General features: G+C 66.9%; 26 protein-coding genes. 17 read left to right on the top strand and 9 right to left on the bottom strand.

Going from position 1 to position 26,500, the window contains the following annotated elements; genetic code table 11:
- Positions 1 to 7: 7 nt before the first annotated feature.
- Together WS51_RS26535 and WS51_RS26540 are read right to left on the bottom strand one after the other, a co-directional pair.
- Positions 8 to 862 carry an FAD binding domain-containing protein gene (locus tag WS51_RS26535; protein WP_069230063.1) on the bottom strand — a complete coding sequence of 285 codons (855 nt, stop codon included), beginning with the start codon at positions 860 to 862 and terminating at the stop codon, positions 8 to 10.
- 56 nt (positions 863 to 918) lie between these two features.
- Entirely contained in the window at positions 919 to 1,596 is a 678-nt protein-coding gene (locus tag WS51_RS26540; protein ID WP_069230064.1) for a TetR/AcrR family transcriptional regulator, read from the bottom strand.
- Between the two features lie 467 nt (positions 1,597 to 2,063).
- Here WS51_RS26540 and WS51_RS26545 point away from each other — a divergent pair, with 467 nt between their 5' ends.
- From WS51_RS26545 to WS51_RS26555, 3 genes are all read left to right on the top strand, one after another.
- The gene (locus WS51_RS26545) at positions 2,064 to 3,311 is read left to right on the top strand and encodes a sensor histidine kinase (RefSeq protein ID WP_236872416.1); all 1,248 of its coding nucleotides are present in this window, start codon (positions 2,064 to 2,066) and stop codon (positions 3,309 to 3,311) included.
- Between the two features lie 336 nt (positions 3,312 to 3,647).
- Entirely contained in the window at positions 3,648 to 4,037 is a 390-nt protein-coding gene (locus WS51_RS26550) for a BON domain-containing protein (RefSeq protein ID WP_059505290.1), read from the top strand.
- Between the two features lie 97 nt (positions 4,038 to 4,134).
- Entirely contained in the window at positions 4,135 to 4,587 is a 453-nt protein-coding gene (locus WS51_RS26555) for a DUF3331 domain-containing protein (RefSeq protein ID WP_059505288.1), read from the top strand.
- 26 nt (positions 4,588 to 4,613) lie between these two features.
- Here WS51_RS26555 and WS51_RS33095 read toward each other — a convergent pair whose 3' ends face one another.
- Together WS51_RS33095 and WS51_RS26565 are read right to left on the bottom strand one after the other, a co-directional pair.
- Positions 4,614 to 5,465 (bottom strand): universal stress protein, encoded by an 852-nt coding sequence (locus WS51_RS33095; RefSeq protein ID WP_335645631.1) that lies wholly within the window; start codon positions 5,463 to 5,465, stop codon positions 4,614 to 4,616.
- 108 nt (positions 5,466 to 5,573) lie between these two features.
- Entirely contained in the window at positions 5,574 to 5,804 is a 231-nt protein-coding gene (locus WS51_RS26565; protein WP_059768982.1) for a DUF4148 domain-containing protein, read from the bottom strand.
- 542 nt (positions 5,805 to 6,346) lie between these two features.
- Here WS51_RS26565 and WS51_RS26570 point away from each other — a divergent pair.
- From WS51_RS26570 to WS51_RS26585, 4 genes are all read left to right on the top strand, one after another.
- On the top strand, positions 6,347 to 7,015 hold the full coding sequence (locus WS51_RS26570) for a response regulator transcription factor (protein ID WP_059505279.1): 669 nt from the start codon (positions 6,347 to 6,349) through the stop codon (positions 7,013 to 7,015).
- Positions 7,016 to 7,202: 187 nt separating this feature from the next.
- Positions 7,203 to 7,529, top strand: a complete 327-nt coding sequence (locus tag WS51_RS26575) for a response regulator (RefSeq protein ID WP_236872417.1) — start codon at positions 7,203 to 7,205, stop codon at positions 7,527 to 7,529.
- 142 nt (positions 7,530 to 7,671) lie between these two features.
- Positions 7,672 to 8,748 (top strand): sensor histidine kinase, encoded by a 1,077-nt coding sequence (locus WS51_RS26580; RefSeq protein ID WP_069230067.1) that lies wholly within the window; start codon positions 7,672 to 7,674, stop codon positions 8,746 to 8,748.
- Positions 8,749 to 9,092: 344 nt separating this feature from the next.
- The gene (locus WS51_RS26585) at positions 9,093 to 10,292 is read left to right on the top strand and encodes an MFS transporter (RefSeq protein WP_155628122.1); all 1,200 of its coding nucleotides are present in this window, start codon (positions 9,093 to 9,095) and stop codon (positions 10,290 to 10,292) included.
- Between the two features lie 47 nt (positions 10,293 to 10,339).
- Here the strand turns inward: WS51_RS26585 and WS51_RS26590 are convergent, their stop codons facing one another.
- A complete protein-coding gene (locus WS51_RS26590) occupies positions 10,340 to 11,605 on the bottom strand; it encodes a condensation domain-containing protein (RefSeq protein WP_069230068.1) in 1,266 nt (421 codons plus the stop codon).
- 423 nt (positions 11,606 to 12,028) lie between these two features.
- Here WS51_RS26590 and WS51_RS26595 point away from each other — a divergent pair, with 423 nt between their 5' ends.
- The 4 genes from WS51_RS26595 to WS51_RS26610 all read left to right on the top strand — a co-directional run bounded on the left by WS51_RS26595 (position 12,029) and on the right by WS51_RS26610 (position 15,868).
- On the top strand, positions 12,029 to 12,445 hold the full coding sequence (locus WS51_RS26595; protein WP_069230069.1) for an organic hydroperoxide resistance protein: 417 nt from the start codon (positions 12,029 to 12,031) through the stop codon (positions 12,443 to 12,445).
- A 216-nt stretch (positions 12,446 to 12,661) separates the two neighbouring features.
- A complete protein-coding gene (locus WS51_RS26600) occupies positions 12,662 to 13,210 on the top strand; it encodes an RNA polymerase sigma factor (protein WP_059505391.1) in 549 nt (182 codons plus the stop codon).
- 20 nt (positions 13,211 to 13,230) lie between these two features.
- Positions 13,231 to 14,085: an anti-sigma factor family protein gene (locus WS51_RS26605; protein WP_335645632.1), complete on the top strand. Its 855-nt coding sequence runs from the start codon at positions 13,231 to 13,233 to the stop codon at positions 14,083 to 14,085.
- A gap of 319 nt (positions 14,086 to 14,404) precedes the next feature.
- Positions 14,405 to 15,868, top strand: coding sequence for a catalase (locus tag WS51_RS26610; RefSeq protein WP_069230071.1), 1,464 nt, complete (start codon positions 14,405 to 14,407; stop codon positions 15,866 to 15,868).
- 152 nt (positions 15,869 to 16,020) lie between these two features.
- Here WS51_RS26610 and WS51_RS26615 read toward each other — a convergent pair whose 3' ends face one another.
- Positions 16,021 to 16,926, bottom strand: a complete 906-nt coding sequence (locus tag WS51_RS26615; RefSeq protein ID WP_069230072.1) for a ketopantoate reductase family protein — start codon at positions 16,924 to 16,926, stop codon at positions 16,021 to 16,023.
- A gap of 222 nt (positions 16,927 to 17,148) precedes the next feature.
- On the opposite strand from WS51_RS26615, the gene WS51_RS26620 reads away from it, so the two are divergent.
- Complete coding sequence (locus tag WS51_RS26620) at positions 17,149 to 18,441, top strand: MFS transporter (protein ID WP_069230073.1); 1,293 nt, start codon at positions 17,149 to 17,151, stop codon at positions 18,439 to 18,441.
- Positions 18,442 to 18,618: 177 nt separating this feature from the next.
- A complete protein-coding gene (locus WS51_RS26625; protein WP_069230074.1) occupies positions 18,619 to 19,782 on the top strand; it encodes an aldose epimerase family protein in 1,164 nt (387 codons plus the stop codon).
- 27 nt (positions 19,783 to 19,809) lie between these two features.
- On the opposite strand, the gene WS51_RS26630 is transcribed toward WS51_RS26625, so the two are convergent.
- Complete coding sequence (locus WS51_RS26630; RefSeq protein WP_069230075.1) at positions 19,810 to 20,781, bottom strand: AraC family transcriptional regulator; 972 nt, start codon at positions 20,779 to 20,781, stop codon at positions 19,810 to 19,812.
- 94 nt (positions 20,782 to 20,875) lie between these two features.
- Here WS51_RS26630 and WS51_RS26635 point away from each other — a divergent pair, with 94 nt between their 5' ends.
- Complete coding sequence (locus WS51_RS26635; protein WP_069230076.1) at positions 20,876 to 21,709, top strand: oxidoreductase; 834 nt, start codon at positions 20,876 to 20,878, stop codon at positions 21,707 to 21,709.
- A gap of 333 nt (positions 21,710 to 22,042) precedes the next feature.
- Positions 22,043 to 22,879: an alpha/beta fold hydrolase gene (locus tag WS51_RS26640; protein ID WP_069230077.1), complete on the top strand. Its 837-nt coding sequence runs from the start codon at positions 22,043 to 22,045 to the stop codon at positions 22,877 to 22,879.
- Between the two features lie 154 nt (positions 22,880 to 23,033).
- Here the strand turns inward: WS51_RS26640 and WS51_RS26645 are convergent, their stop codons facing one another.
- Entirely contained in the window at positions 23,034 to 24,440 is a 1,407-nt protein-coding gene (locus tag WS51_RS26645; RefSeq protein WP_069230078.1) for a 3-deoxy-D-arabino-heptulosonate 7-phosphate synthase, read from the bottom strand.
- A gap of 139 nt (positions 24,441 to 24,579) precedes the next feature.
- On the bottom strand, positions 24,580 to 25,341 hold the full coding sequence (locus WS51_RS26650; RefSeq protein WP_069230079.1) for a 2-keto-4-pentenoate hydratase: 762 nt from the start codon (positions 25,339 to 25,341) through the stop codon (positions 24,580 to 24,582).
- A gap of 268 nt (positions 25,342 to 25,609) precedes the next feature.
- Here WS51_RS26650 and WS51_RS26655 point away from each other — a divergent pair, with 268 nt between their 5' ends.
- Together WS51_RS26655 and WS51_RS26660 are read left to right on the top strand one after the other, a co-directional pair.
- On the top strand, positions 25,610 to 26,089 hold the full coding sequence (locus tag WS51_RS26655; RefSeq protein WP_059542253.1) for a universal stress protein: 480 nt from the start codon (positions 25,610 to 25,612) through the stop codon (positions 26,087 to 26,089).
- A 15-nt stretch (positions 26,090 to 26,104) separates the two neighbouring features.
- Positions 26,105 to 26,296 (top strand): DUF2964 family protein, encoded by a 192-nt coding sequence (locus tag WS51_RS26660; protein WP_059452270.1) that lies wholly within the window; start codon positions 26,105 to 26,107, stop codon positions 26,294 to 26,296.
- Positions 26,297 to 26,500: the final 204 nt, after the last annotated feature.

Below are 26,500 nucleotides of genomic sequence, written 5' to 3' on the forward strand. Positions count from 1 at the left end.
AAGCGGGTCAGGCTGCGGATGCGCCACGTGCGTTCTCCTCGATGCAGCATGTGAAAGCGCGCGTGATCGCCAGCCGCGCGAGATGAAGGCGATGCAGCGCGGTTGCCCGGCAGTCGTCGCCCGGACTCAGCTCCGCCAGCGGCGACGTTGCAATCACGCCGGCCAGTTCGTCGCACCGCCGGCCCGCCAGTGCATGCTCGAGCACGTGCATCCGGCGCGCAACGTCGGATGCGCCGCCGACGGCAACGGCAGCAGCCTCGATCGTGCCGCCGGCGCACAGGCGCAACCGCGCGGCGGCCGATACCACGGCGATCGCCGGGCCGTCGCGATTCGTGCACTTGGTGAAGGACGTACGCTCGTGCGCGAGTGGCCGTTCAAACTGCACGGCAATCAGCAGTTCGTCCGCCTCCAGCGCGGTACGGCGGTGGCCGACCAGGAACGCCGCCAACGGCAGGCGCCGCATGCCGCGCACACTGGCCAGCTCGACGCTCGCATCGAGCGCCAGCAGCGCGGGGATGCCGTCCGCGACGGCGGATGCATGACACACGTTGCCGCCGATCGTGCCCTGGACACGGATCTGCCGGGGGCCGATCGAAGCGGCTGCGTCCGTGAGCGCCACGGGCAGCCATGCGGTGCGGGCGATGGCGTCCCACGTGGCAGCCGCGCCGATACGCGTGACGCCGTCGTGCTGCTCGATGCCGCGCAGTGCGTCGACGCGGCTGATGTCGAGCCATGCCGACCGCGCCGGCACGAGCCCGATATCGGCAAACGTGTCGGTCGCCCCGCACACCATGCGCGGCCGCGGCTGCGCCGACAGCGTACCGAGCACTTCGTCGATGGTAGTGGCGCGAACGTAGGTCATCTCAAGGTGTCTGCATCGTCATGGTCACGAAGGGCGACATCGGCGCCGGCACACGCTCAATCGTCGATCGGCGCGTCCTTGCGGACGACCCGCAGCACGCTGTCGATGACGAACGCCTCCCATCGGCGCACGGCCTCCGGCGCATTCAGTTCCTCGCCGAGGAACGCGGACAACGTGTGGCGGTTCGACGTATAAAAATACGCTGCCGAAATGATCAGCAGGAAAACATCGCGTGCGTTCAGGTTCGTGCGGAACAATCCCTGTTCGGCGCCGCTTTCGAGAATCCTGGCCACGATCTGCACCGCATGCGACGAATATTCGCCCCGGCGTTCGAGCTTGGACAAATGCTTGCCCTGGTGCAGGTTCTCGGTGTTGAGCAGCGTGATGAAATCGGGATTGCGCCAATAGTAGTCCAGCTTGAAGCGAATCACCGACTTCAGCGCTTCGACGGGATTCGACGGATCGGGCGCCATCTTGAGCTCCGCCTCGTCCATGCGCCGATAGATGCCTTCGAGCACCGCGACGAACAGGCCCTCCTTGCTCCCGTAGTAGTAGTAGATCATCCGGTCATAGGACTTCGCCAGCCTGGAGATTCGCTCCACGCTGCCGCCTTCGTAACCGTAGCGCGCGAACACCTTGGTCGCCGCGCGCAGGATCTTGTCGCGCGTTTCCTGTGCCGCTGCCTCCCGGACACCGGTTCCGCGCACCGTCTTGGCTTTTGCTGCTTGAGTCATACCGCTCCTATGGCGGCCGCCAACCTGATCTTGCCGCCTGAAAGAAACCTGAAACAGCGGCATTCCTCGAACTTTCGTACAGGGAACGCTACATGAATCTCGGATTCTACGGAACTCTTGGTGCGTTCGCAACAGTTCATAAATATTCAATGAATTCAATGTGTTGTTGATGGTGTGGTAGATGCATTGGCGCATCTGAAGAAGCGATCAACGTTATCTTCACATTTTTATTTCAACAAACTACTGCTACCATTCGTTTGTGGAGTACTCACTACATGAAATGTTGATTTCAGGTTGGCAGAGGCCGATGCCGGCAAGCAGGAGATAGACGAATGAACAACGAACTCGACGATGCCTGCAGCACGCTCGCTGCGCGGACTCCATGGAAATCGCTCGCCGATCCGGGCGGTGCCGAAGCCGCGCCGGCGTTCGACGAACTGATGTCTCAATCGCTGCCGTCGCTCGACATGCGCGTGTTGCGCGACGCCTCGCGCGCGATGGCGCACGACGCTCCACCGGCGACGCGCGTCGCGACACTGCTCGAGTCCGCACTGCGGGGAGCGGCGGCCACATGGGGCGTGATCGCGGTGCTGCGCGACGGCGGCTGGGAGGCAACCGTCGACGCGACGGCTGCGAACGCCACGCACACCGAACGACGGCCGATCGACCGGCTGCCCGTGCCGATCATTGCCGCTGCGGTGCACCTGCGCAACGGCCTGGTGCTGCGCGATGCATGCGCGGCCGACCATTGGCGAACGGACGACTATGTGCGCCGCCGCAAGCCGCGCGCGGTGATCTGCATGCCGATACGGTGCAACGGCGAACTGGTCGGCGCGCTGTATCTCGAGCATGGCGAACTGCCCGGCGTGTTCACGCCGGCGAAGGCCGCACTGGTCGAGATCATTGCGCTGCATTCAGGATGCGTACTGGAGAATCAGCGGCTGCGCGACGAGCTGGATGCGCAGCGCATGCGCCTGTGCAGCGTCGAAGCCGCGATGCGCGAAACGCAGTCCGAACTGGACCGCACCAGTCGGCTGACGGCGTACGGCGAGCTGGCGGCGTCGATCGTGCACGAGGTCGCCCAGCCCGTCACGGCGATCGACACGTCCGCGCGCGCCGGCCTGAAATGGCTCGATCGCAGCGCGCCGAACATCGAAGCCGCGCGCGAGATGCTTGCGCACATCTGTGCATGCACGGTACGCGCACGGACCATCATCGGTGCGCTGCGCGCCAGGGCACGGCGCACGCCGCCCGTGCTCGCGGTGTTCGACCTCGCGGATGCGCTGCGCGAGGCGGCGGAGATACTCCAAAGCACACTGGACGCGATGAAGGTGAGCCTGCGCGTCGACGGATGTGCATCGGCGATACCGATGCGCGGTGAACGCGTGCAACTGCAGCAAGCCATCATCAGCCTGTTGATGAACGGTGCGGAAGCAATGGTCGGGACACCTGATGGAAAGCGTGTCATCGTCCTGACATGCGAATCCGGGCGGAATCTGGTGCGCATTCGGATCGACGACAACGGCGACGGCTTCGATCCGCGACTGAAGGCCCGCCTCTTCGATCCGCTGTTCACGACCAAGCCGCACGGAATGGGCATGGGGCTTTCCATCTGCAAGTCCATCGTTGAAGCGCACCATGGGGAGCTGGAGCTGGCGCCCCGCGAAGGCGGGGGAACGCGGGCCTCGGTGACACTGCCGGTTTCGTCCACGTGAGCGTGCATGGGCTCGGCGTCTGGACGCGTGAATCGACGGGCGCACGTCGCGGACAAGGCACGCATGCGGAATTCGGGCCGATGCCTATACGAACGTATGCGGCGGCTTATGCCGGCGCATCATGCGGCTAGCTGCAGATGCTATGGAGCGCGTCGACGGGTCACCTTATGCTGGCTTTACCGGTACACGATTCATGTTGACGACGGCTCGGCCGACACGCCAACGAGTCGGAATCGCGACGCGGCGCGGACGTGATTCGCGCGCGCATCGCGATGACGCCCGTCGCCGGGACACACGTGCTTGTCGATCCGAAACCAGACATCCAAGGAACCCATCATGAAACTCCGACACATCGTCGTAACCGGCGGCCTGGCCGTCGCCCTGACCGCGGGCACGAGCCTGCGCGCGTTCGCGGACGAACGACCCGACACGGCCGGTGCGGATGCCGCGCTCACGTCGACGCCGGCGGCCGGCACGTCGAAGAAGGCGATACGTGCGGCCAATCGGACGTTTTCGCGGTCGGTTCAGAAGGCACTGTCGCGAACGAAGGGGCTGGAAGGGAAGCCGATCGCCGTCTTCGGCAACGCGTCGACCGGACACGTGACATTGTCCGGCCAGGTCGAAAGCGAAGACCAGGATCATCTGGCGGTCGAGGCGGCGCGCAAGGTGCGCGGCGTCACGTCGGTCAACAGCCGGCTCACGCTGCGCGAGGAAGGCGGCGCGTGAGCGACGGGCGGACGCACCACCGGCGCACGGGCCGGCAGTGGCGGCATGCGTGCGTCGGCTTTCACACGACCGACACGACCGGATGGGAGAAACGGTGATGGCGACCCTGACTGAAGCGGACATCATGATTCGCGCGTTGATCAATGTCCTCGATCCTTCGCTGGAACAACGCGATGTTTGCCGGCAAGCGCAGCGCACGCGATACAAGTCGCGCCGCTTCGGCCTGCGCCGCTGCGACGACGCGCACGCGCCGGCCGACCCGCCGTACGCGATCGAGGTGATCGAGCGCCTGTCGTCGTCCATGATCAGCGTTTCATGGAGCGACTCGCGCTCGGGACGGTATACCGAGCAGATCTGGTGCAGCAGCCGCGCCCGCGCACCCGCGGTCTGCGCGTTGACGGGACGCGCGATTGCGCGCGGCGATCGCGTGTTCCGTCCGCGCTCGGGCGACGTGTGCCTGACCATGAACCGCGAACGCATGATTCTCGCGGCGACCATTCCGCCATGTACCGGCGTATCGATGGCCGACGCGATCGGGCCGGACGCGTGATGCGCGCGGCGGGAGCGACGGCGGCGTTATGCCGACGGAACCGTCACGACGATCAGCGCCGCGCCGCGCAGGCGCTCGGCCAGATCGAAGTGAACCGGGCGCTCGCGCCACCAGCGCGCGAACCCGCTGCTGGCGCGGTGTCCGACGACGACCATGTCCGGACGGGTGGTCAGTGCATGCGCGGCGACGGCGTCGGCCGCGCGGCCGAACCGCAGGAAGCCGCGCGCGTCGATGCCGTCGTCCTCCAGCTTGCCGATCGCGCGTCGGAGCGCGTCACGCGCGAATTCCTCGAGGCGATGGTGGGCGAGATCGGTGAGCAGTCCGGCCGACTGTGCATTCGCGGTGACGGGATCGACCACGGTCACGACGTCGACCGCCGCGTGCAGTGCGTGCGACAGCGCCGCACATCGGGCGAGCGCGGCCTGTGCTTCGTCGGTTCCGTCATAGACCAGTAGCATTCTGGAAGGTGCTGACATGTTTCGTGTCGAGTAGGATGTGCCGTGTCGCACCCACCGCTGCGGATGCGATCGCCTACACTGAACACGCAATGCGCGCGGTTTATTCCGTCGCGGGTCGTGCATGTCCGCGACTTCGCGGTAGCCGAGCCCGTCGGTGCCGACGAGCAGCAACGCGCGGCGCCGCGCCTGCGGCAACCGCTCGGCGGCATCGAAGGGCTTGCGGACGGCCACGGCGGTCCCGGACGCGGCGCCCGGATCGGCAGCCGTTTCCAGCGGTGCGTCGCTGCACTCGTGCAACAGGCGGTCGCGACGATTGCGTTGCCGCAATTCGCTGAGCCAGATCGAATGGACGGTCGAGAATACCCGTCCGGGCGGCGCCGTATCGGCCCGCAGTGGATGAACCCGCTCGAGCGCGCGCATGCCTGCGCGCTGAACGAGTTCGTTTGCGTCGTGTCGATTCCCGGTCGTGTGCAGCGCGAACGAGCAGTCGCGCCGAGTCCGTGCCGGGCGCGACACGAAGGCTGCCGTTCAATGCCCGGAATAGATTTTCCGCAGCGTTTCGAGTTCGCCGCTTTGTCGCGCCGCCGCCAGCTCCTGGCGCACTTCCGTGCGGGTCTTCGCCATCGGTGCGAGCGATACCGCCGGGTTGGCCGACTGCACGTCGTAATGTCCGGCGACCGTATCCGCCGGGGACGCCGCATAGGCCGATGCAGTCAGCGCGAGCGCGGCAAACGCGAGGGTGATTTTCGAAATGTTCATGCGTGGCTCCTGAAGAGGGATGGATCGAAACGGATTCGCGTCACCTGACGTCGTCGGGAGCCCGCATGGGCTCGCGGCCTCGTGTTCGCATCAGGTTTCGCCGTGGGTGTATTGAGCGCCTGCGAGGTATCTCGCATGTGTCCGATGCGCGGCGTTTTGCAATGTCGTGTATCGGTCCCGAAGCGCGATACATTCGGATACCGATACGCGGGTCGGCGCGTGGCGGCAACGGATGGAAGCGGTCGGCGCGGTCGGTGCGCGGGTCCGTTTTCGCGTGGATGCCGATGCACGACCGTCGGTCATGCGCGCACGCGGTTGCATCGGTAAAGTGCGACTGGAATAATCGAGCGGTTCGCGTGTTTTCATTGATGCCGGCAGGGTGGGCGATCGTCGGGACATCGTCCGCATCGGTAGCGGCAACGTGCCCGGCCGCACGGATGCGAACGGGGCATCCCGGTGCGAGCGGCAATCGCACCGCGTGCGTCGAGATGCGTTCGCGCCGCCATGCGGCCATTCCAGCAAATTCACCAGCGAATATTTCAATGCCCGAGATCAGAATGCCGAACGTGGCGACTTCATCCGACGATCGGAGCGGCCGTGTCGTGTACGTCATCGACGACGACGAGCTCGTGCGTGCCGCGCTCGTCAGCCTGTTGCGCTCGATCGATCTGGAGGTGCGCGCATTCGCGTCGACCGAAGCGTTTCTCGCGGCGCCCAAGGGCGCGGGGCCGTCTTGCCTCGTCCTCGACGTGCGGTTGCGCGGGCAGAGCGGGATCGCGTTCCAGAAGTCGCTGCTCGACAATGGTGGCCCGCAGATGCCGATCATCTTCATGACGGGGCACGGCGACATCGCGATGACGGTGAAGGCGATGAAGGCCGGCGCAATGGATTTCCTGACGAAGCCGTTTCATGACCAGGAAATGATCGATGCGGTGGTCGCGGCACTCGAGCGCGACGCGAAGCGGCTGGAGGCGAGCCAGTCGTTGCTGGATCTGCGCGAATGCTGGGAATCGCTGACGCCGAGGGAGCGCGAGGTGCTGCAACACGTCGCGACGGGCCTGATGAACAAGCAGGTCGCCGGCAACATGGGCATCGCCGAGATCACGGCCAAGATCCATCGCGGCCAGGCGATGCGCAAGATGAAGTGCCGCTCCGTCGCCGAACTGGTGCGCAAGATGACCGCGCTCGGCATCGAGTTGCCGTCGCGCTAGCGGCGGCGCCATCGGGAGAAAGTCGACCCATACGTAGATATGGTGGCGCTTCGGCGGTGGGGCGGTATGCTGGCGGCTCGTGTAGCAGTATTTGGGACGAGCCCGCTCGTTCTGCTGGCCATAAGCGCGGATGCCTCTTTCACTCTCAGCCACCGATCTCGTAGCGATCGTCGACGACGATCCGTTCGTGCGCGCCGCCGTGACAAGCTTCGTGCGCGCGCTGGGCGGCGACGCGTGCGAGTTCGCGTCGGGGCCGGCATTCCTCCGGTCGGACATGGTGGCGCGCACGCGCTGCCTGATCTGCGATATCCAGATGTCCGGGATGGACGACATCGACGCACTGTCGCGGGTCGGAACCGCCGGCGTGCGCATTCCGACCATCTTCGTCACGACGTTCGCCACGCCCCGTCAACGCGAGCGCGTTCGTGCAAGCGCCGTGCTCTGTCTCCTCGAAAAACCGATCGATGCGCGGGAGCTGGAAGGGTGGCTCGCCCGCGCGCTCCGGCATGGCTGACCGCCCGCCGGTTGCGGTTGCCGCGGCGGCAACCTAAACCTTCGTAGGGGGTGAATGGCCGCTTGTTTGATGGTGCGCGCACCCGTGCGCGTGTTTTCATCTCTCTCGTACCGTCCGCCGCGACGGCGACAGGAGAACGAAGATGGCGCACATTCCTACCTTATCGTCTGCGACCTTGTTTGAGTCGCGGGCCACGCGCGGTCTGCGCAGTGTCGCGCGCGCAGTGTTCGCGCATCCGCGAGAAGTCGTCGCGTGGTCGGTGCGCCTCCTCGTCCTCGCCGGCATGATGCTGGTCGCGATCGGCATGTACGACGCACGCGCGACGTTCGCGATCGCATTGCGCCGGGTGGCAAGCGACGCTCCGGTGTTTGCCGCCATCGTAACGGTCGTGTTCGCGCTGCTCGCGGCCGCGCTGTGGTCGTGGTTGCGGATGCTGAGGCTGGATGCAACCGTGCGCGAGCTTGCCGATGTCATCGACGAGCAAGGAATCGAAGCGCTTCCCGATACGTGGGCCGAACGCCGCGTGTCGTCGATCGCGATCCTGGCACGCGCGATCAACGGTGCGCACCGCCAACATGCGGAGCGCATGACGGAATTGCTGCAAGTGCTCGCCGCCTATGCGCACGACCTGCGCACGCCACTCACGCGGATGATGTTGCGCAGCGGGATGCTGGATGACAGGGCGGTGCGCGACGCGATCGAGCGCGATCTTGCCGAGATGGTGGAACTGGTCGACGCGAGCCTGGCGTGCGCCCGACTTCAATGCAGCGTGCCCGAGCCGCCGCGCCGGGTCGATGCGGACGAGATGCTCGGCATGCTGGTCGACAACTATCGCGACGCGGGCCTGGCCGTCGATCTCGACGGACGAGTCGGTCATCCTCTCGTGACGTTCCCGCACGCGCTACGCCGCGTGCTCGTCAACCTGATCGACAATGCGTTGCGTTACGGCGGCGAGGTGCGCCTGTCTGTGCGGGTCGACGCCCGGCACGTGATGCTGACCGTGCTGGATTCGGGGCCCGGCATCGTGCCGGCGGAGCTCGAGGCGGTGTTCAAGCCCTGGTACCGTGCACCGCAGACATCGGCGCGCACGCCGGGGTCGGGGCTCGGACTGGCGATTGCCCGCCGGCTCACACGGGCGATGCAGGGGGAACTGCAGCTCAACAATCGCAGCACCGGCGGCCTCGAGGCGAGAGTGACGCTGCCGCTCGCTCCTGCCTGAACGAAATGCCGTGGGATCGTCCGGTTTCCGAAGCCCGGTCGGCATCCGGCGGACACCATCTGGCCCCGTGTATGGTCGTTCGGATGGGCCGGATGCCGGCGTTTGCCTCGGATACATTTCGATACGCCGGCGACATACGGCGGATACATGGCGGGCGTTCAATCGGGACCGGCACGCCGAGCGGCTCGTCGGTGAGGTCGGCGCATCGCTGTTTCGGACCGCGTCGCGCTTGTGCCGGCCGGGCGCAAGCGTGCGCTACGGCTGTCCGGCCCGTGGTGTCGCACGGTGGCCGTCGTTCGCGCCGGCCCGGATCGGGCCGGTATTTCGAAACAACAGGAGGCACGATGGCCGATCCCGACACGATGTCCTCGCGCGTTGCATCGTTCGTGCTGCTCAGCGCGCTGTTGACGGCATGCGGATACGGCGCGACGTTCCTGCTGTCGATGCATTTTCGCTCCGCAGGCGGAGGCGAGCTCGATACCGGCGTCGCGCTCGTCGAAGCCATGGTCGGCGCGTTGATCAGCCTGCCGGTGGTTGCGTGGCTGGCCCGTTCGATCGGCACCGCACGTACGACGGCGCTGGCCGCGCTCGTCGTCGGCACGGGCGTCGTCGGTTTTGCACTGATCGGTCGCACCGGCTCGCTGAGCGCCGTGCCGGGTTTGCTGATCGGCGTCGGCTGGGGCGCGTTCTACCTCGCGGCGCCGATGATGCTCGCCGAACGCACCCGCCATGCCGAGCGCGAACGCTGGTTCCTGCGGTTCGGATCGTTTCAGATGGCGGGCGTCGGCGGCGGGCCGGCCGTCGCGGCGCTTGCGATCCACAACTGGCACTGGACGACGGGGACGGTGTTCTGCGCCGTCGGCGGATTGTGCGCGATGGCCGCCGCCATGCTGGAATGGTTCGGCCGCCTGTCGCCGGCGCCGCCGATGCCGGTGGCCTCCGCTGCGCCGGTCCAGGGACGATGGATCCGCGAGATGGGAGCGATTGCGCGCACCCACGCGATCTATCCGATCGCCATCATCGCACTCGGCTCGAGCGTCTTCTCGGGGCTGATGACGTTCCAGATGTCGATGGCACAGGAAACCGGCGTGAAGGCCGGAACGTTCTTCGGGCTGTATTCGGCTACGGTAGTCGTCACACGCTGGCTGCTCAGTGCGCTCGTGATCCGGTTGCGCGTCAATGCAACCACGCAGATCCTGCTGGGCTTCATGATCCTGAGCGTCGCGGTGACGTTCGCCGCGCCGCACCATGCGCTGCTTCATTCGGTCAGCGCCGTGCTGCTCGGCACGGGCTACGGCCTCATCTATCCGATCGTTCAGGCGCAGGCGGTCAATAGCACCGATGCGCGGCACCGGCTCCCGGTGCTCACGTGGTTCGTCGCATCGTACTTCGTCGGCGTGTTCGGATTCCCGGCGCTCGGTGGTCTGGTGCTGGTCACGCTCGGCAGGACGATGCTGCTGGCGCTCATCGCCGCATGCGGCCTCGCGGCGCTCCTGCTGTCCGTCGTCGAGCACCGCAAGCGGGCGTCGCTCGCGATGTTCTGATCTCGATGCAACCGGCGCGGCGCCATGCGCGGGCGTCGCGCCGACATTCAGCGGGCGGCGTTCTCGAGAATCGCGCGGACTTCGCCGAGCAGTCCGGGGATCGTGCGATGGCTCGTATGCGCGAGACGCAGCACACCATCGATCGTGCACGCGCCGATGACCTGATCGTCAGCGAATCCGGACCTCACGAAAGGCCCCCAGAGCGCATCGAGCGATACACCGTCGTACGTAGCCGCGATCGGTTGATTACCGAGGTTCGACAGCAGGACGTCGAAGGCCAGCACGTGCGACAGAAAGCCGGCCGCGTGTTCGACACTCGGTCGCGCCGCCATCGCGGCATCGAGCGCCTTCAGCTCCGCCGCGACGCGCGCACGCGTTTGCGACGGCGCGAGGTCCTGCTTGATCTTGCGGGCGGCAGTCCACAAGTCGGTGCCGCGCGGGTGGTCGTCGATCGTGATGGTCTGGGTGATGTACACGCCGTTGGCGACGCCCGCTTCGGGCGCGAGACCGCGTACGTCGATCGGCGTGACGGTTCTCAACGCACGCGCGTTCCACTCGTTCGACAGGCGCCTGCCCGCTTCATGAATTGCTGCCGCAATCGCGCCATGCACGGTCGTTCGCTCCTGCCGCGCGCGCACGGCAAGGCCGCGGGTGGCGTGTGCCGAAAGCGCGACGGCGTCGATGTACGGCAGCTCCGCCGTGTCGGTACGGAACTGCTTCGGCGCCGGTGCCGGAAGCGGCGCGGGCAGGATGGGGGCGTCGTTCAGATCGGCCGCGAGCAGCGTCTCGAGCGACTGCACCAGCGGCAACGGTACCGCGGCATGGCCCGTCAGCGTACGCAGCAATTCGTCGATCAGGTATGCGGCGCCCATGCCGTCGAGTACGGCATGATGCGCGACCAGAATCAGCGCGGACGTCGATTCGCGCTGCAACAGCGTCGCGCGTAGTAGCGGCGCCGTCGCCCAGTCGAAGCGCGTCGCGAGTTCGCGGGCCGTTTCGGCCTTCCACGACGCTGCGTCGTGCTCGATCACGCGCAACGGCACCGCGGCCCCCGGTACGGAATGGAAAGCTGAATTCATCTGCGCGTCGGTGGCGATACAGGTCGATAGCAGCGGATGTCTGCGCTGGAGTGCGTGGAAGGCCGTGTGCCATGCGCTCGGCGCAAACCGCCGGTCGATCTCCGCGACCATCGCGAAATGCGTCGGCCGATTCTGGTCCAGCAACCAGAACAGATGTTCCGTGCTGCCGAGGGCTCGCACGCGCGGCTGCGCGGATGCCGGACGGTCGTCGATTTCCTGCAGCTCGTTTTGCACCGCTTCACTCCCGAAGGGTCGTCTGCATCAACAGAACACCGGGGGACGCAGTGCTATTCCATGGCACCCGGAGCCGTCGATGAGCGGGACAACCTGTTCCGGCCGCCGCTATGCAGGTCGCGGTCTCCGCATATCGGTACGTCGCCCACGTGCCGCTGGCCTTCTTCGGCGGCGATGCTCGTGCGGATGGCTTGCTCTCGGAGCGATGTTCCGTTTGTCGACATGCTGCGTTGATGGAATCGCCGAAGCGCGCGCGGTGGATTTGTTTCCCAGTGTGTACGCGCCGTGAATGGACACAAGGCGTTGCAATAGCTCGGCGTCGAGACACATGACCGATACCTCGCCGCGCTCTAATGCATCCCGACGACGGAATACGTTGTCCGTTCATTCACCATCATCCAGCACGATACGGACCTACCGACCATGAACCAGCAAACCAAAGTTCTGTACACCGGCAAGACGCGCACCACCGGCGGGCGCGACGGCGCCGCCCGCAGTGTCGACGGCCGCCTCGACGTGAAGCTGTCCGGGCCCGGCTCGGCCGCGCCCGGCACGAATCCCGAGCAACTGCTGGCCGCGGGCTGGTCGGCATGCTTCATCGGTGCGATGGGCCTGGCCGCGCAACCGCTGAAGGTCGCGCTGCCGCGCGATACGCATGTCGACGCGGAAATCGATCTGGCCACGGCCGACGGCGCGTACTTCCTGCAAGCGCGGCTGAACGTCAGCGTGCCGGGCGTCGACGCGGATGTTGCGCAGGCGCTGGTCGACGCGGCGCACCAGACATGCCCGTATTCGAAGGCGACGCGCGGCAACATCGACGTGGTGGTCACGCTGATCTGACGCGCATCGCGCGCAACGCGGCCGTCGCACTGCCGGCGTGCCGCGATCCGGCCGACCGCGTGACATGCGACGGCGGATGGAATATCTGCGCCGCCCAGCTGTTTACGTGGGCTGTAGGGGCGTTGCCCGTTCAATTTCGCCTGAACCCATGGATACACGTCAGATACGGCGGTTCGTCAGCCGCGGCCTGCTTGCACGTTGCGGAGATCGATGCCGATGACCGCAGCCGAACTGTCCGCCATGCTGCCCGCGATGCTTCCACGCCTCTGGACGTTCGCGCTGCGCCTCTCCGGCGACCGGCACGACGCCGAGGATCTCGTGCAGTGCGCATGCGTGCGCGCACTCGAACGTGCGCATCAGTTGCAGCACGGCACGGCACCGCTCAGCTGGATGTTCTCGATCGTGCAGTCCATGTGGCTCAACGAGCTTCGCGCACGCAGCGTGCGCCGACGCTCGGGCATGGACTGGGACGACGACCTTCTCGAAACCGTCTCCGATCCCACCGCACCGACACTGGAGCAGCAGGCGCTGGATGCGCAGATCGTCAGGGCGGTGCAGCAGCTGCCCGAGGCGCAGCGCGTGGTGATGCTGCTGGTGGGCGTGGAAGGACTCAGTTACAGCGAAGCGGCCGATGTGCTCGACGTGCCCATCGGCACGATCATGAGCCGGCTTTCGCGCGCTCGCCAGGCGATCGGTGCGCTGTTCGGCGATCGACAAGAACGACCCGCGAAAAGCGCGGCGAACAGTGCGGACCAGGGGGCGTGAAAATGGACGACATCCTGCTCATGGCATACGTGGACGGAGAACTCACGTCGCACCAGCGCGAGGAAGTCGACCGGGCGATCGGGACGTCGGCCGAGATCGCGACGCGGGTGGCCTTGCTCGAAGCATCGGCGTTGCCCTATCGCCGCGCATTCGAGCGTCACCCATGGCCGCCGGTGCCGCAGAGCCTGATACGGAAGGTCGCCGACATCACGCACGCGCACGCGCATGCGCATGCAGCACCCGAGGCGCTGCCGGCCGTCGGCGACGAGCGTCGGCAGCTATTGCATCCAGCGCAGCCCGGTGGACGCGGGCGGCAGCCCGCGCCGGTTCGCGCGCGCGTTCGCATGATGGCGCCGTGGCTCGCGGTCGCATTCGTCGCGGGCGCGTTCTGCGCTGCCGCCATACTGCGCGTCGCGCCGCTGCCCGCATCGGTGATCGCGCGGACGCAGATGTCGCCGTGGATCATGGCGGCCGTCAATTATCAGCGGCTCTATACGCGAGACACCGTTGCATTCGATTCAGCGAACTTCGCGGCGGCCGCGCATACGATCGACACGATTCGCCGGGACGACGGGCTGTGGATACGGATTCCGGACCTGCGCTCGGCCGGGCTGACCTTCAAGCGCATCCAGCGCCTGAACTTCAATCGCAAACCGCTGGTGCAGATCGTCTATCTGCCCGACAAAGGCTCGCCTGTCGCGCTGTGCGTGATGAAGGACGAGCGGCCCGATACCGCGGTCGACCGCGAACAGGTCGGCGACATGGACGTCGTGACGTGGCGTCGCTCCGGCGTGGCGTATGCGCTGATTGCCGCCCCCGGCGATGCGGACCTCGGCGCGCTCGGCGACCGGATCGCGGACAGCCAGCGATCGTGAGGGCCGGCGGCGACTGCGGCGAAACGATTCGGCAATGCGGTGTCGTGCAGCATCGATCCCGCACGACACGCGTAGCGCAGCTGCTGCGATCGAATACAACGCGGCGCACCGCGAGACGCCGGGCTTGCGCGGCAACCGAGCGTCGACGGAGCCGGGTACAAAGCGATACAAACCGGACAAACACCCGATACATCGTCCATTTCTAATCTCCCAACGGGCGGCCCGACGGATGGTCGCCCGCACGATGCGCGATGACCGGAACGACGGCAGCGCGCGCGACCAATGAACCGAAACGACAAACCGTTGGGGGAACCAGGACATGTCAGAGCATCCGATTCCGCGCGAGATCGCCCATGCGAACGGCGCGCCGGTCAGCAACAACGTCAACATCCAGACCGCCGGGGCGCGCGGTCCCGCGTTGCTGCAGGACGTGTGGCTGATCGAAAAGCTCGCGCACTTCGATCGGGAGGTGATTCCGGAGCGCCGCATGCATGCGAAGGGCGCGGGCGCATACGGCACCTTCACCGTGACGCACGACATTTCGCGGTACACGAAAGCGAAGCTCTTCTCCGAAATCGGCAAGCAGACGCCGATGTTCGTGCGCTTCTCGACGGTGGCCGGCGAGCGCGGCGCGGCCGATGCGGAGCGCGACATCCGCGGCTTCGCGCTGAAGTTCTACACCGAGGAAGGGAACTGGGATCTGGTCGGCAACAATACGCCGGTGTTCTTCTTTCGTGACCCGTTGCGCTTTCCGGATCTCAATCATGCCGTCAAGCGCGACCCGCGCACGGGCATGCGCAGCGTGGAAAACAACTGGGATTTCTGGTCGCTGCTGCCCGAGGCGCTGCATCAGGTGACCATCGTCATGAGCGAGCGCGGCATTCCGCGATCGTACCGGCACATGCACGGGTTCGGCAGCCATACGTACAGCATGATCAATGCGGCAAACGAGCGGACCTGGGTGAAATTCCATTACCGCTCGCAACAGGGCATCGAGAACCTGACCGATGCACAGGCGGATGCGCTGATCGCGCGGGACCGCGAAACCCATCAGCGCGACCTGTTCGACAGCATCGAGGCCGGCAATTTTCCGCGCTGGACGCTGTACATCCAGGTGATGACCGACGCGCAGGCGAAAGCGTTCCGGTTCAACCCGTTCGATCTCACCAAGGTATGGCCGAAGGCCGAGTTTCCGCTGATCGAAGTAGGCGAATTCGAGCTCAATCGCAATCCTGACAATTTCTTTGCGGAGACGGAACAGGCCGCGTTTTCGCCGGCGAACGTCGTGCCGGGTATCGGCTATTCGCCCGACCGTATGTTGCAGGCGCGCCTGTTTTCCTACGGCGATGCCCAGCGATATCGGCTGGGCGTCAACTTCGCGCATATCCCGGTGAACGCGCCGAAGTGCCCGTTCCACAGTTATCACCGCGACGGTGCGATGCGCACCGACGGCAATCTCGGCGCCGCGTCATCGTACTGGCCGAACAGCAAGGGCGCGTGGTCGGACCGGCCGCAGCTCGACGAGCCGCCGCTCGAGCTCGACGGCGCGGCCGCGCATTGGGATCATCGCATCGACGACGACCATTATCAGCAGCCGGGCGATCTGTTCCGGCTGATGGATGCGCGGCAGCGGCAGAGCTTGTTCGCCACGACCGCACGGCAGCTTGCCGGCGTGTCGGCGGATATCCGGCAGCGCCACATCGACAACTGCTCGCGGGCCGATCCGGCCTACGGCGCGGGGATCGCCGATGCGCTCGCGCGACTGGCGGCCGAGCGCGAATAGCGAGTGGCACCCGGCGAGCCGCGACGGCAGCCGCCGGCGCGCGACGTCGCGGCGAGGGGGCGGTTCGACGCCCGGACGAAACGTTGTCGACGGCGCGGCGTCGCCCGACGGGCCGCGTCGCGCGGCGGCGATGCTCGCGCGAACGCCGCCCGTCATGCATGCGCCGCGGTCTTTGCTTCGAGCATCTTCACGAGCAGATGGAGCGTCCGGTTGACCGGCGTGTCGATGCCTGCCGCGCGTGCGCGCCGGACGACCGCGCCGTTCAGGTGATCGATCTCGCCGGGTCTGCCGCGCGCCAGATCCTGTGCCGTCGACGAATACTGGCCCGGCGGGATCGTCGCTTCGATCTGCTCGACGAGCGCTGCCGGCGGTTCGGCGAAATGGATCCCTTCGGCTGCCGCGACGGCGATGCACTCGGCGACGACGGCACGCATCGTGTCGCGTAACGCATCGCGATGCGACATCTCGCCCAGCGGCAACTGCACGATCGCGGAAATCGCGTTGTACGCGCAGTTGAGCATGAGCTTGTGCCAGAGGGCCGCGCGCACGTCGTCGACGATCCGGGTTGGAATGCCCGCCGTCCGCAGCACGCATGCGAGCCGTTCACTCGACGGCGACGCTTCGATCGCGAGATCGCCGCGGCCATGGTGCAGCAGATGCCCCGGGCCGGCCATCTCGCTTGCGACATACACGGCCGCGCAAATGATCGGGCCGGCAATCGCGGTCCGCAGAAGCGCTGCGTTGTCGACACCGTTCTGCAGGCTGACCACGATCGCGTCCGGCGCCAGCACGCGGCTCAACGTGCGTGCTGCTTGCGCCGTATCGCCGGACTTTACGCACACGAATACCACGTCGGACGAGCCGGCGGCGCCGATATCGGTCGACGCGTCGGCCGGCACGTGCCTGTCGAACGCGCGCGTCTGGATGCGCAGGCCACGATCGCGGATCGCGTCGACGTGCAACGGACGACCAATGAAAACCACATCGTGGCCGTGCAGTGCCAGCATGCCGCCGAAGTAGCAGCCGACCGCGCCGGCGCCGAGAACCGCGAAGCGCATGATTGCTCCAGGAGAAGATGGAAATGTGTCGCGCAGGCACCAGGCGCGCGCAAGCGCCTGACTCGTGCGCCTCTGTCCACATGGAACACGCGACGGCGGCGATTTATTCCACGCGTTGCGGAAAATCGACGCGTAATGGAATGACATGCGGTGCTCGGGTGTTGTCCGTCAGTAGCGCGCCATCGGGTTGGCGCGCAGTTCCCGATCCCGGACCTCTTCCAGATGAACTTTCCAGATTCGCTTCAGATTCCGGCCGTATCTCACCGCCCGCTGACGGGCAGCGATCACCGCACGCTCGTGCTCGCCGCGCTGGGGGGCGCGCTCGAGTTTTACGATTTCGTGATTTACGTGTTTTTCGCCGCGGTACTCGGTCAATTGTTCTTTCCGCCATCGATTCCCGACTGGTTGCGTCAGTTGCAGACCTTCGGCATTTTCGCGGCGGGCTATTTCGCGCGCCCGCTCGGCGGCGTGGTGCTCGCGCATTTCGGCGATCTGGTCGGCCGCAAGCGCATGTTCACGTTGAGCGTGATGATGATGGCCCTGCCGACGTTGGCGATGGGACTGCTGCCGACCTATGCGTCGATCGGGATTGCCGCGCCCGTGCTGCTGCTGCTGTGTCGGCTGTTGCAAGGCGCAGCGGTAGGCGGCGAAGTGCCGGGTGCGTGGGTGTTCGTGTCCGAGCATGTGTCGCCACGCCATGTCGGCTATGCGTGCGGCTTGCTGACCGGCGGCCTGACGCTCGGCATCCTGCTCGGCTCGCTGATTGCGTCGGCGATCAACCATCATTATTCGCCGGCGGAGATCGGCGCCTATGCATGGCGGCTGCCTTTCGTCGTCGGCGGCCTGTTCGGAATTGCGTCCGCGGTGCTGCGCCGCTGGCTCGATGAAACGCCCATATTCGTGGAAATGAAGCGCAGCCGGTCGCTGACGCGCGAAGTGCCGTTGAAAGCCGTGCTGCGCGATCACGGTCAGGCCGTGCTGGTATCGATGATCCTCACGTGGACGCTGACCGCCGCGATTGTCGTCGTGATCCTGATGACGCCGACGCTCGTCGCCCAGCGGTTTCATATCGCCCCCGCGCTCGCGCTGCAAGCCAATTCGGTCGCGACGTTCTGCCTGACGATCGGATGCATCGTCTCGGGCTCGATCGCCGGACGGTTCGGCACCGGCCGCACGATCTGCGTCGGTTGCCTGCTGCTCGGTGCGTCGTACTGGCTGATGGCGTCGCAGCTCTCCGTCAATCCGTCGTTGCTGTTGCCGCTTTACGCGTTGTGCGGCTTTTGTGTCGGGGCGGTCGCGGCGATTCCGGTCGCGATGGTCCGCGCATTCCCGGCGGCCGTTCGCTTTTCGGGCATCTCGTTCTCGTACAACGTCGCGTATGCCGTGTTCGGCGGGGTCACGCCGGTGTTGGTCTCGGTCCTGCTGAAATCGTATCCGCATGCGCCGGAACTGTACGTGGGCGTGCTGTGCGTCGCGGGTGCGCTGGCCGGCTTCGCGCTGCGGCCTGCACGGTGAGCGCTGCGCCGGGCAATATCTACAGGGAGATCCGGCGGTGTCCATCGCGCGGCGGCGCGATCGAGCGTACGCGGTGACACAGCGCCGTGCGCGGCGCTCGCGCCGGCGTGTCGCTGCACGCCGCGCAGGCATGCAAATTGCGCGGCGCTACGCACGAAGACGCTCCGGAGGTTTCTCATGAGCCGAATCTTGCCGCGGCGCCCGCTGCTCGCACTTGGTGTGTGCGCAACTTTCGCCCTTGGCGCGAGTGCCGCATCGGCGGCCCGTGACGTATCGATCGGCCGAGCGGACTACGGCACCACCGCGGCCGGACAAGCGGTGAGCCAGTACACGCTCGCCAATGCGCACGGCGTGACGCTGAAGATCATCACGTACGGCGGCATCGTGACCGCGCTCGATGTGCCTGACCGCGCGGGCAAGGTTGCCGACGTGGTTCTCGGCTTCGATTCGCTGCGCGACTACGAAGCGCACAACGGCAACATCCATTTCGGCGCGCTGATCGGCCGCTATGCAAACCGCATCGCGCGCGGCCGCTTCACGCTCGACGGCAAGACGTGGACGCTGCCCGTCAACGATCCGCCGAATACGCTGCACGGCGGCCCCGCCAGCTTCGACGCGAAGGTCTGGACGGTGACCGGCACGCACAGCGACGGGAGCGGTTCGAGCGTGACGCTGCGTTACGTCAGCCCCGACGGCGAGAACGGTTTCCCCGGCACGTTGACGGTGGACGTGACCTACACGTTGACACGCGACAACCTGGTTCGCATCGGCTATCGCGCGACGACGGACAAGGACACCGTCGTCAACCTCACCAATCACAGCTATTTCAACCTGGCCGGACAGGACGGCGGCAGTGTCGAGCGGCAACTGATCCAGATCGCCGCGTCGCGCTTCACGCCGACCGATGCGACGTCGATTCCGACCGGCGAGCTCGCGAGCGTGACCGGCACGCCGATGGACCTGCGCGAATTGACGCCGATCGGCGCACATTTGCGCGACGGGTATGCGCAGCTCGTGCTCGCGCACGGCTACGATCAGAACTGGGTGCTCGACCAGGGCGGGCAGCCGGCCCCCGCGTTTGCCGCGCGTGCATACGACCCGGCGTCGGGGCGCTTCATCGAGGTGTACACCACGCAGCCGGGGCTGCAGTTCTATACGTCGAACGGATTGAACGGCAGCGTCGCGGGCAAGGGCGGTACGGTTTACCGGCAGACCGACGCGTTCGCGCTGGAAGCCGAGCATTTTCCCGACTCGCCGAATCATCCGTCGTTCCCGACGACGGTGCTCAAGCCGGGCCAGACGTTGCACGAAGTGACCGTGTGGAGGGTGGGCGCGCGGTGACGCGCCCGTGAAGCGGCCAGCGGCGTGTCAATGCGACGACACGTACACCGCATCGTCGAACGCCGCCGGAATCGCGAACTGCGCGCGCATGCGCCTGGCCTCCTGCACGGGCGTCGCGCCGAACAGCCGCTTGAATTCCCGGCTGAACTGCGACGCGCTCGTGTAGCCGACCGCATGGCCAGCCGCCTCCGCGGTCAGATCCTGGCGCACCATCAACAGGCGCGCCTGGTGCAGCCGCGTCGACTTCAGGTACTGCATCGGCGACACCTGCGTGACCGCCTTGAAGTGGCTATGGAAGCTCGGCACGCTCATGCCGGCTTCGGCGGCCAGTTGCGTCACGTCGAGCGCCTGCGCGTAATCGGCGTGGATCATGCGCAACGCACGACCGATCCGGCCGAACTGCCCGCGCATCGACAGCGCGTTTCTCATCGCGCTGCCTTGCGCGCCGGTGAGCACGCGGAAATACAGTTCGCGCAGCAGCCCGGGGCCGAGCACCGCCGCTTCGAGCGGCCGGTACATCGCCTCGACGAAGCGCAGCACGGTCGCGTGCATCGCGTCGTCCATTTGCGTCGACATCATGCTTCTCGGCGCCTGCACGGGTTCGGGAATCCCCTCGCGATCGATCTGCGCGGCCAGTTCGGCGGCCATCCGGAAATCGAGGTGCAGATACAGCGCGAGCAGCGGACGCTCCGCCGTTGCATCGGTTTCCATGCTGAACGGTACGGGCACCGATACGGCCAGGTAATGATCTTCGTCGTAGAGATAGCGTTCGCCCCCGAAATAGCCTCGCTTGCTGCCCTGGCACACGATCACGATGCCCGGGTCGTACAGCACGGGCGTGCGGGATAGCGCACGGTTCGAGCGCAGGATGCGCACGCTGGGCAGTGCGGTCAGGTTGTAGCCCTCGTTAGGCGCCAACGCATGCAGCAACGCGATCAGACGTTGGCGGCCGCGCGCGGCGCGCAACGGAGGGCAGGACGACGCAGGTGCGGTGCTCATAGTTTCAGGCAAGAAATTCAGCGAAATCGGACTTATTCGGTTTGGTTCGCAAGACTAGTATGCATGCTTCGATCGACATTCGGGAGAAGCTCACATGGCATCCGGCAACATCATGCTCATCACCGGCGTCAGCAGCGGCTTCGGCCGGGCGCTCGCGCAAGCGGCGCTTGCCGCCGGACATACGGTGGTCGGCACCGTGAGAAGCGAAGCGGCGAAACAGGCTTTCGACGCGCTGTCCCCGCATGCGGCCATCGGGCGCGTGCTCGACGTGACCGACTTCGCGCGCATCGACGGCGTGGTCGCGGAAATCGAGGCGAGCGTCGGGCCCGTCGACGTGCTGGTGAACAACGCCGGCTACGGGCACGAAGGCATCATGGAGGAGTCGCCGCTGTCGGAGATGCGCCGACAGTTCGACGTGAACGTATTCGGCGCCGTCGCGATGATGAAGGCCGTCGTGCCGTTCATGCGGAAACGCCGGCGCGGCCGGATCCTCAACATCACGTCGATGGGCGGCCACATCACGATGCCGGGCATCGCCTATTACTGCGGCAGCAAGTTCGCGCTCGAAGGCATTTCCGAGACGCTCGGCAAGGAGCTCGCGCCGTTCGGCATCGCGGTGACGGCGGTGGCGCCAGGCTCGTTCCGCACCGACTGGGCCGGCCGTTCGATGACGCGCACACCGCGTTCGATCGCCGATTACGACGCGCTGTTCGACCCGATCCGCCAGGCGCGCGAGGAGAAGAGCGGCCGGCAGCCTGGCGATCCCGCGAAGGCCGCGCGCGCGATGCTCGCGATCATCGAGGCGGACCATCCGCCTGCCCATTTGCTGCTCGGTAGCGATGCGGTCCGGCTGGTGCGCGCCAAATGGTCGGCGCTGGAAGACGAAATCCGCACATGGGAGCCGCTGACCGTATCGACGGACGGATGACGCGCGATCGCTCGTGCGCGACGAGCAGCACGGCGGGTTGCGTTGCACGTCTCGCCTGGCGGCGCGGGCGCACCGCTTCGACGGTGTGCCCGTGCGGACCGGCGACGAACGCGGCAAGTGGTCGAGTGATGTTGCAGCACGTCGCGGTTGCTTCGGGGAACCACGCTTGACGCATGCAATTTGGCTTCATGACATAGTCGTGGTTTTCCGCTACAACACTGGAGTGCCGCGTCGACCGGCGCGGTGTGCCGCCGCGCCGCGGTTCGTCACCGACACCCGCCCGGGTGGACGGCCGGCACACGACGTTCACCTACCCCAAAGGAGCCTGCAGCCATGCCGTACATCACCACGAAGGACAATGTCGACATCTTCTACAAGGACTGGGGCCCGAAGGATGCGCGCCCGATCATGTTCCACCATGGCTGGCCGCTGTCTTCCGACGACTGGGATGCCCAGATGCTGTTCTTCGTTCAGAGGGGCTATCGCGTGGTTGCGCACGATCGTCGCGGCCACGGCCGGTCCGCGCAGGTTTCCGACGGCCACGACATGGATCACTACGCGGCGGACGCGTTCGCGGTCGTGGAAGCGCTCGACCTGCGCAACGCGGTTCACGTCGGCCACTCGACCGGCGGCGGCGAAGTCGCGCGCTACGTGGCTCGCCACGGCGAACCGGCGGGGCGCGTCGCGAAGGCGGTGCTGGTCAGCGCGGTGCCGCCGCTGATGCTGAAGACGGACGCGAACCCGGAAGGCCTGCCGCTCGAGGTGTTCGACGGCTTCCGCAAGGCGCTCGCCGACAACCGCGCGCAGTTCTTCCTGGACGTGCCGTCCGGCCCGTTCTACGGCTTCAACCGGCCGGGCGCCGTGGTGCATCAGGGCGTGATCCAGAACTGGTGGCGCCAGGGCATGATCGGCGGCGCGAAGGCGCACTACGACGGCATCAAGGCGTTCTCGGAAACGGACCAGACCGAAGACCTGCGGTCGATCTCGGTGCCGACGCTGGTGCTGCACGGCGAAGACGACCAGATCGTGCCGATCGCGGATTCGGCGCTGAAGTCGGTCAAGCTGCTGAAGAACGGCACGCTGAAGACGTATCCGGGCTATTCGCACGGGATGCTGACGGTCAATGCCGACGTGCTGAACGCCGATCTGCTGGCCTTCATCGAGTCGTAACGCCATCGGCGCATGCCCGCTTTCGCGGGCTGCGCCGCACGGGCCGGTCGCGCGCGGCGCCGCGTCGACTTGCGTGCGAGCGGCCCCATTGCCGCCGAGTCGCGGCGTGCGTGCGATCGCGCGTGCAGCCGCAGCGCGCCGCACGCGTCATGGATCACACATCGTTTGCGGCGCTGTCGTCGACATCGCCTTCGATCGCGGCCATCAGTTCGTCGACGCCCACCATCAACGCCCGAACCTGCCGCAGCGATTCGTACTGATGCAGCACGGCGCGCCATGACGGCTGCTCCAGCAGCGCTTGCCAGACTGCGCCGAGGCCGTGCGGATCGGCATCCGCGTGCTGTGCCAGCGCGCTCGCATATTCGAGGCTCGCCGGCGCCGACAGCAATTGCATCCGGCTTGCCGCGCCCAGCAAGCGCGGCGCGGGATCTGCCGCTGCATCGCAGCAGTAGAGCACTTCGCGCTGCAGTGCCGCGTCGTCGGTCGTCAGCGCGTGCAGCGACGCCCCGTGCAGGCGTACCGCGCCTTCGCGCGTGTCGAACGTGTAGACGGTGTCCGGATCGGCTTGCGCGAGCAGGCTCAGGCCGCGCAGCAGGCGCGGCAGGTCGGTGGTCGCGGCATCCGCCGACGCTTTCGCTTCGACGAGAAACAGCACGTGCCAGGCGGCCGACGCATCGTCGCCGCGCGCGCGTTCGAGCAACACGGCATCCCATTCGGTTTTCGCGCGGTCGTGCCTGGCCGGTATCGACGCCGGCACGCGCATCGACGTGACCACGCGATACGTGCGGTGCGCGTCGTGCGCATCGAGTTGCGCGGCCAGCGCGGCGAGCGCCCGCGCGGCCAGCGCTTCGACGGCCGCGCCTCGCTGCTGCGACGTGGCGCCTTGCGCGACGGCCAGCGCGCTGCCTTCGAGCGGGCCCTGGCGGCTCCACAGCGCGCGGTATTGCCGGACGTCGGGATCCGGCGACAATGCGTCGAGACGCTGAAGCCGGGCGAGTGCGGCGCTGTCCTTCAGTTTGGCGATGTCTTGCTCGAACGCGGTGTCGGTCGCCATCTCCGGTTGCGCGAGCAAGTGCCGCAGCGCGGCATCGAGATCGACCCACGATGCGCCGGCCGCGGCCGCATGCAGCCGTGCGAGCGGCTCGCGTTGCCATGCCTGCGCATGTCGTTCGAGCCGGGCCGGGTGCGCGATCGTGTTGACGGCCGAACGCAGCGTGCGCCGATCCTGCTCGGCATGCGCGGCGAGCGATGCGTATTCGCGCACGGCCGCGACACCATGTCGAAGCACCGCCGCCTGGAACGCAGGGTCGCCGGATCGGGTGTCCATCGCGTCGCCGATCATCCGCGCGAGCGCGTCGATGAAACGGCGTTGCAATGCCGGAGCGGGCGTGAGGCCGTCGGCCTGCATCCGGCGCGCTTCCTCGATCACGATGGCGATGACGGTTGCCGGGCTCGCGGCGTCGGTCAGCGACGATGCGCGCACGAACGGCGGCAGCCGATAGCGGCGATCGACGGTTCGCAGGACTTCGTCCAGCAGGGCAGGCAACGGTGTCGGCGGCATGGCGAATGGCGGGAGGGGCACGCGCTTCGTGCGCGACGGACGATGTGCAACGGTATCACGCAGTACCGGAAGCCGGGCCGGGGCCGCGCCTGCGCCGTGATGCGCGCGCAGGCCTCGGCCGCCGTCGGCCGTCAACTCGTCAGGCCGTCAGCGTGACCGACAAACTGCCGAGTTCGCCGAAGCGCACCGTCAGCACGTCGCCGAGCGGCACTTCGATCGCGCCCGCATACGAGCCGGTCGTCACGATCTGGCCGGCACGGGCGCCATCGCCGCGCGACGCGAGGAAATTGACCAGCCACACGAGCGGCTTGAGCGGATCGCCGTCCGGATGACGGCCGTCGATCGTGCGATTCAGCGCGCCCTCGAACGACAGCGCGAGCGTCTCGAGCGGCACGTTCAAACCGTCGGGCACGGCAGGGCCCACGCACAATCCCTGGTTGAACTGCCCGTCGGCGAGCAGTTCGAACTTCGATGCGCGCGCGGGCTCCGCATAGCGGCAGCCCAGCACCTCGAGCACGATGCGCACTTCGCGGATCGCGCCGCGCACGTCGTTCTCGTCGTAGGGCTGCGCGCGGGCGGGCAGGTCGCTATCGAGCACGAACGCGATCTCCGGCTCGATCCGCACGATCGGCCCGCCGACGACGCGGTACGGCGCGTCGGCTTCCCGGATGGTCGACGCGAAGATCGGCGCGACGATCACGCGGTCGGGCGGCGGCAGCGCGCACTTCCATCCGCCGATGGCTTCGCCGAGCAGGTCGGCGACGCGATGCTGGATCGCCAGCGCGGTATCGACGCTCTCGGGGCGCAGTGCGTCGGGCAGCAGCGGGCCGGGCACGCCGGCATGGCGGGCGGCGACGAGATGCTGGGCGGCGCCGTCCACGCGTTCGGTAGTCGTTGTCATGTCGGTTGAGCGAGTTGAAAGTGAGCCGGCAAAAAAGGGCCGGACGAGGGTCGCAACGTCGATGATAGCGCCTTCGGCGGCATGGCCGCCCGGACGCGCGGCGTGGCCGCCTGGTGGCGCGCCGATTCCGGCGCGTGGCGCTTTGCCGCACGTCGCGTTTTTGGCGGATATTGATCGCCGTCAAGCTTCGACGCGGCCGTCCGTCGATGATTGGGGACATGGCCGCACGCGACCGCGCGCGGCAACAACTCACCCCAGCGAGGTTCGCATGTACAAGAAGATCATGGTGGCCGTCGACGGCAGCACTTCGTCGAAACAGGCGCTTGCCGAGGCAGTCAAGGTGGCACTGGCGGGCGACGCGCACGTCAGCGTCGTGTACGTCGTCGACAAATCGGTGCTGTTCACGTACGCGGGCCGTTTCGATCCGCATGCGCTCATCGAGGAAATCCGCGACGACGGGTGCAAGGTGCTGCGTGAAGCCGAACAGGTGATCGCGCGGGCCGGCGCGAAGGGCGAGGCCGAACTCGTCGAAACCGAGAGCATCGGCGAGGACGTCGCGGAGCGGCTGCAGCGTTACGTGAAGGAGTGCGGGATCGACCTCGCGGTGGTCGGCACGCACGGGCGGCGCGGCATCCGGCGCGTGCTGCTCGGGAGCGTCGCCGAGCGCTTCGTGCGTGGCTCGAAGTGCCCGGTGCTGCTGATTCGCGGCGACGATGCCGGCGAGCCGGCGTCCGCCGCGGCTGCCTGACGCGGCGGGCGTGCGATGGTACGTCGTCAATACCGGATCGTCGTCGCGGCGATCGCCGTGTTCGTGTCGCTCGCGGGGATGATGGCCGTGGTGACCGGGCTGCTGTTCGACGAAACGATCGCGTTGCGCGGCGGCGCGGCCGCGTTGATCGTCGGCGTGGCCTGCTTCGTCGTGATGCTCAACCCGGGGCCGAAGGGCGAGGGATGACGCGCGGCGCGCGTCGGTTCCGCTGCTCGGCGGTGCCCGACGCGCGTGGCGCGGGCGCCATACCGCCGCTTCCACCGCCCATGCCCATCTGTCGCACCCGACGCATGCATGTCGGTTCTCTCCTCCCGTTGTCGTTCGCCGCGCCGACACATCGGTCGGCGCCGCGATTCTCCGCCGTATCTCCCGTGAATACTTGACGACGTC

Source organism: Burkholderia territorii (genome assembly GCF_001718335.1).
Classification (GTDB): domain Bacteria; phylum Pseudomonadota; class Gammaproteobacteria; order Burkholderiales; family Burkholderiaceae; genus Burkholderia; species Burkholderia territorii.

What these genes read in the sequence shown, in the direction of transcription:
- WS51_RS26605 (WP_335645632.1), top strand. Translation starts at nt 13,231, where the DNA reads ATGGCATACGTGGACGGAGAACTCACGTCGCACCAGCGCGAGGAAGTC.
- WS51_RS26645 (WP_069230078.1), bottom strand. Translation starts at nt 24,440, where the DNA reads ATGCCGCCGACACCGTTGCCTGCCCTGCTGGACGAAGTCCTGCGAACC.
- WS51_RS26625 (WP_069230074.1), top strand. Translation starts at nt 18,619, where the DNA reads ATGAGCCGAATCTTGCCGCGGCGCCCGCTGCTCGCACTTGGTGTGTGC.
- WS51_RS26565 (WP_059768982.1), bottom strand. Translation starts at nt 5,804, where the DNA reads ATGAACATTTCGAAAATCACCCTCGCGTTTGCCGCGCTCGCGCTGACT.
- WS51_RS26555 (WP_059505288.1), top strand. Translation starts at nt 4,135, where the DNA reads ATGGCGACCCTGACTGAAGCGGACATCATGATTCGCGCGTTGATCAAT.
- WS51_RS26585 (WP_155628122.1), top strand. Translation starts at nt 9,093, where the DNA reads ATGGCCGATCCCGACACGATGTCCTCGCGCGTTGCATCGTTCGTGCTG.
- WS51_RS26580 (WP_069230067.1), top strand. Translation starts at nt 7,672, where the DNA reads ATGGCGCACATTCCTACCTTATCGTCTGCGACCTTGTTTGAGTCGCGG.
- WS51_RS26610 (WP_069230071.1), top strand. Translation starts at nt 14,405, where the DNA reads ATGTCAGAGCATCCGATTCCGCGCGAGATCGCCCATGCGAACGGCGCG.
- WS51_RS33095 (WP_335645631.1), bottom strand. Translation starts at nt 5,465, where the DNA reads ATGCGCGCGCTCGAGCGGGTTCATCCACTGCGGGCCGATACGGCGCCG.
- WS51_RS26570 (WP_059505279.1), top strand. Translation starts at nt 6,347, where the DNA reads ATGCCCGAGATCAGAATGCCGAACGTGGCGACTTCATCCGACGATCGG.
- WS51_RS26550 (WP_059505290.1), top strand. Translation starts at nt 3,648, where the DNA reads ATGAAACTCCGACACATCGTCGTAACCGGCGGCCTGGCCGTCGCCCTG.
- WS51_RS26540 (WP_069230064.1), bottom strand. Translation starts at nt 1,596, where the DNA reads ATGACTCAAGCAGCAAAAGCCAAGACGGTGCGCGGAACCGGTGTCCGG.
- WS51_RS26595 (WP_069230069.1), top strand. Translation starts at nt 12,029, where the DNA reads ATGAACCAGCAAACCAAAGTTCTGTACACCGGCAAGACGCGCACCACC.
- WS51_RS26660 (WP_059452270.1), top strand. Translation starts at nt 26,105, where the DNA reads ATGGTACGTCGTCAATACCGGATCGTCGTCGCGGCGATCGCCGTGTTC.
- WS51_RS26635 (WP_069230076.1), top strand. Translation starts at nt 20,876, where the DNA reads ATGGCATCCGGCAACATCATGCTCATCACCGGCGTCAGCAGCGGCTTC.
- WS51_RS26535 (WP_069230063.1), bottom strand. Translation starts at nt 862, where the DNA reads ATGACCTACGTTCGCGCCACTACCATCGACGAAGTGCTCGGTACGCTG.
- WS51_RS26630 (WP_069230075.1), bottom strand. Translation starts at nt 20,781, where the DNA reads ATGAGCACCGCACCTGCGTCGTCCTGCCCTCCGTTGCGCGCCGCGCGC.
- WS51_RS26620 (WP_069230073.1), top strand. Translation starts at nt 17,149, where the DNA reads ATGAACTTTCCAGATTCGCTTCAGATTCCGGCCGTATCTCACCGCCCG.
- WS51_RS26600 (WP_059505391.1), top strand. Translation starts at nt 12,662, where the DNA reads ATGACCGCAGCCGAACTGTCCGCCATGCTGCCCGCGATGCTTCCACGC.
- WS51_RS26655 (WP_059542253.1), top strand. Translation starts at nt 25,610, where the DNA reads ATGTACAAGAAGATCATGGTGGCCGTCGACGGCAGCACTTCGTCGAAA.
- WS51_RS26615 (WP_069230072.1), bottom strand. Translation starts at nt 16,926, where the DNA reads ATGCGCTTCGCGGTTCTCGGCGCCGGCGCGGTCGGCTGCTACTTCGGC.
- WS51_RS26640 (WP_069230077.1), top strand. Translation starts at nt 22,043, where the DNA reads ATGCCGTACATCACCACGAAGGACAATGTCGACATCTTCTACAAGGAC.
- WS51_RS26545 (WP_236872416.1), top strand. Translation starts at nt 2,064, where the DNA reads ATGCGCGTGTTGCGCGACGCCTCGCGCGCGATGGCGCACGACGCTCCA.
- WS51_RS26650 (WP_069230079.1), bottom strand. Translation starts at nt 25,341, where the DNA reads ATGACAACGACTACCGAACGCGTGGACGGCGCCGCCCAGCATCTCGTC.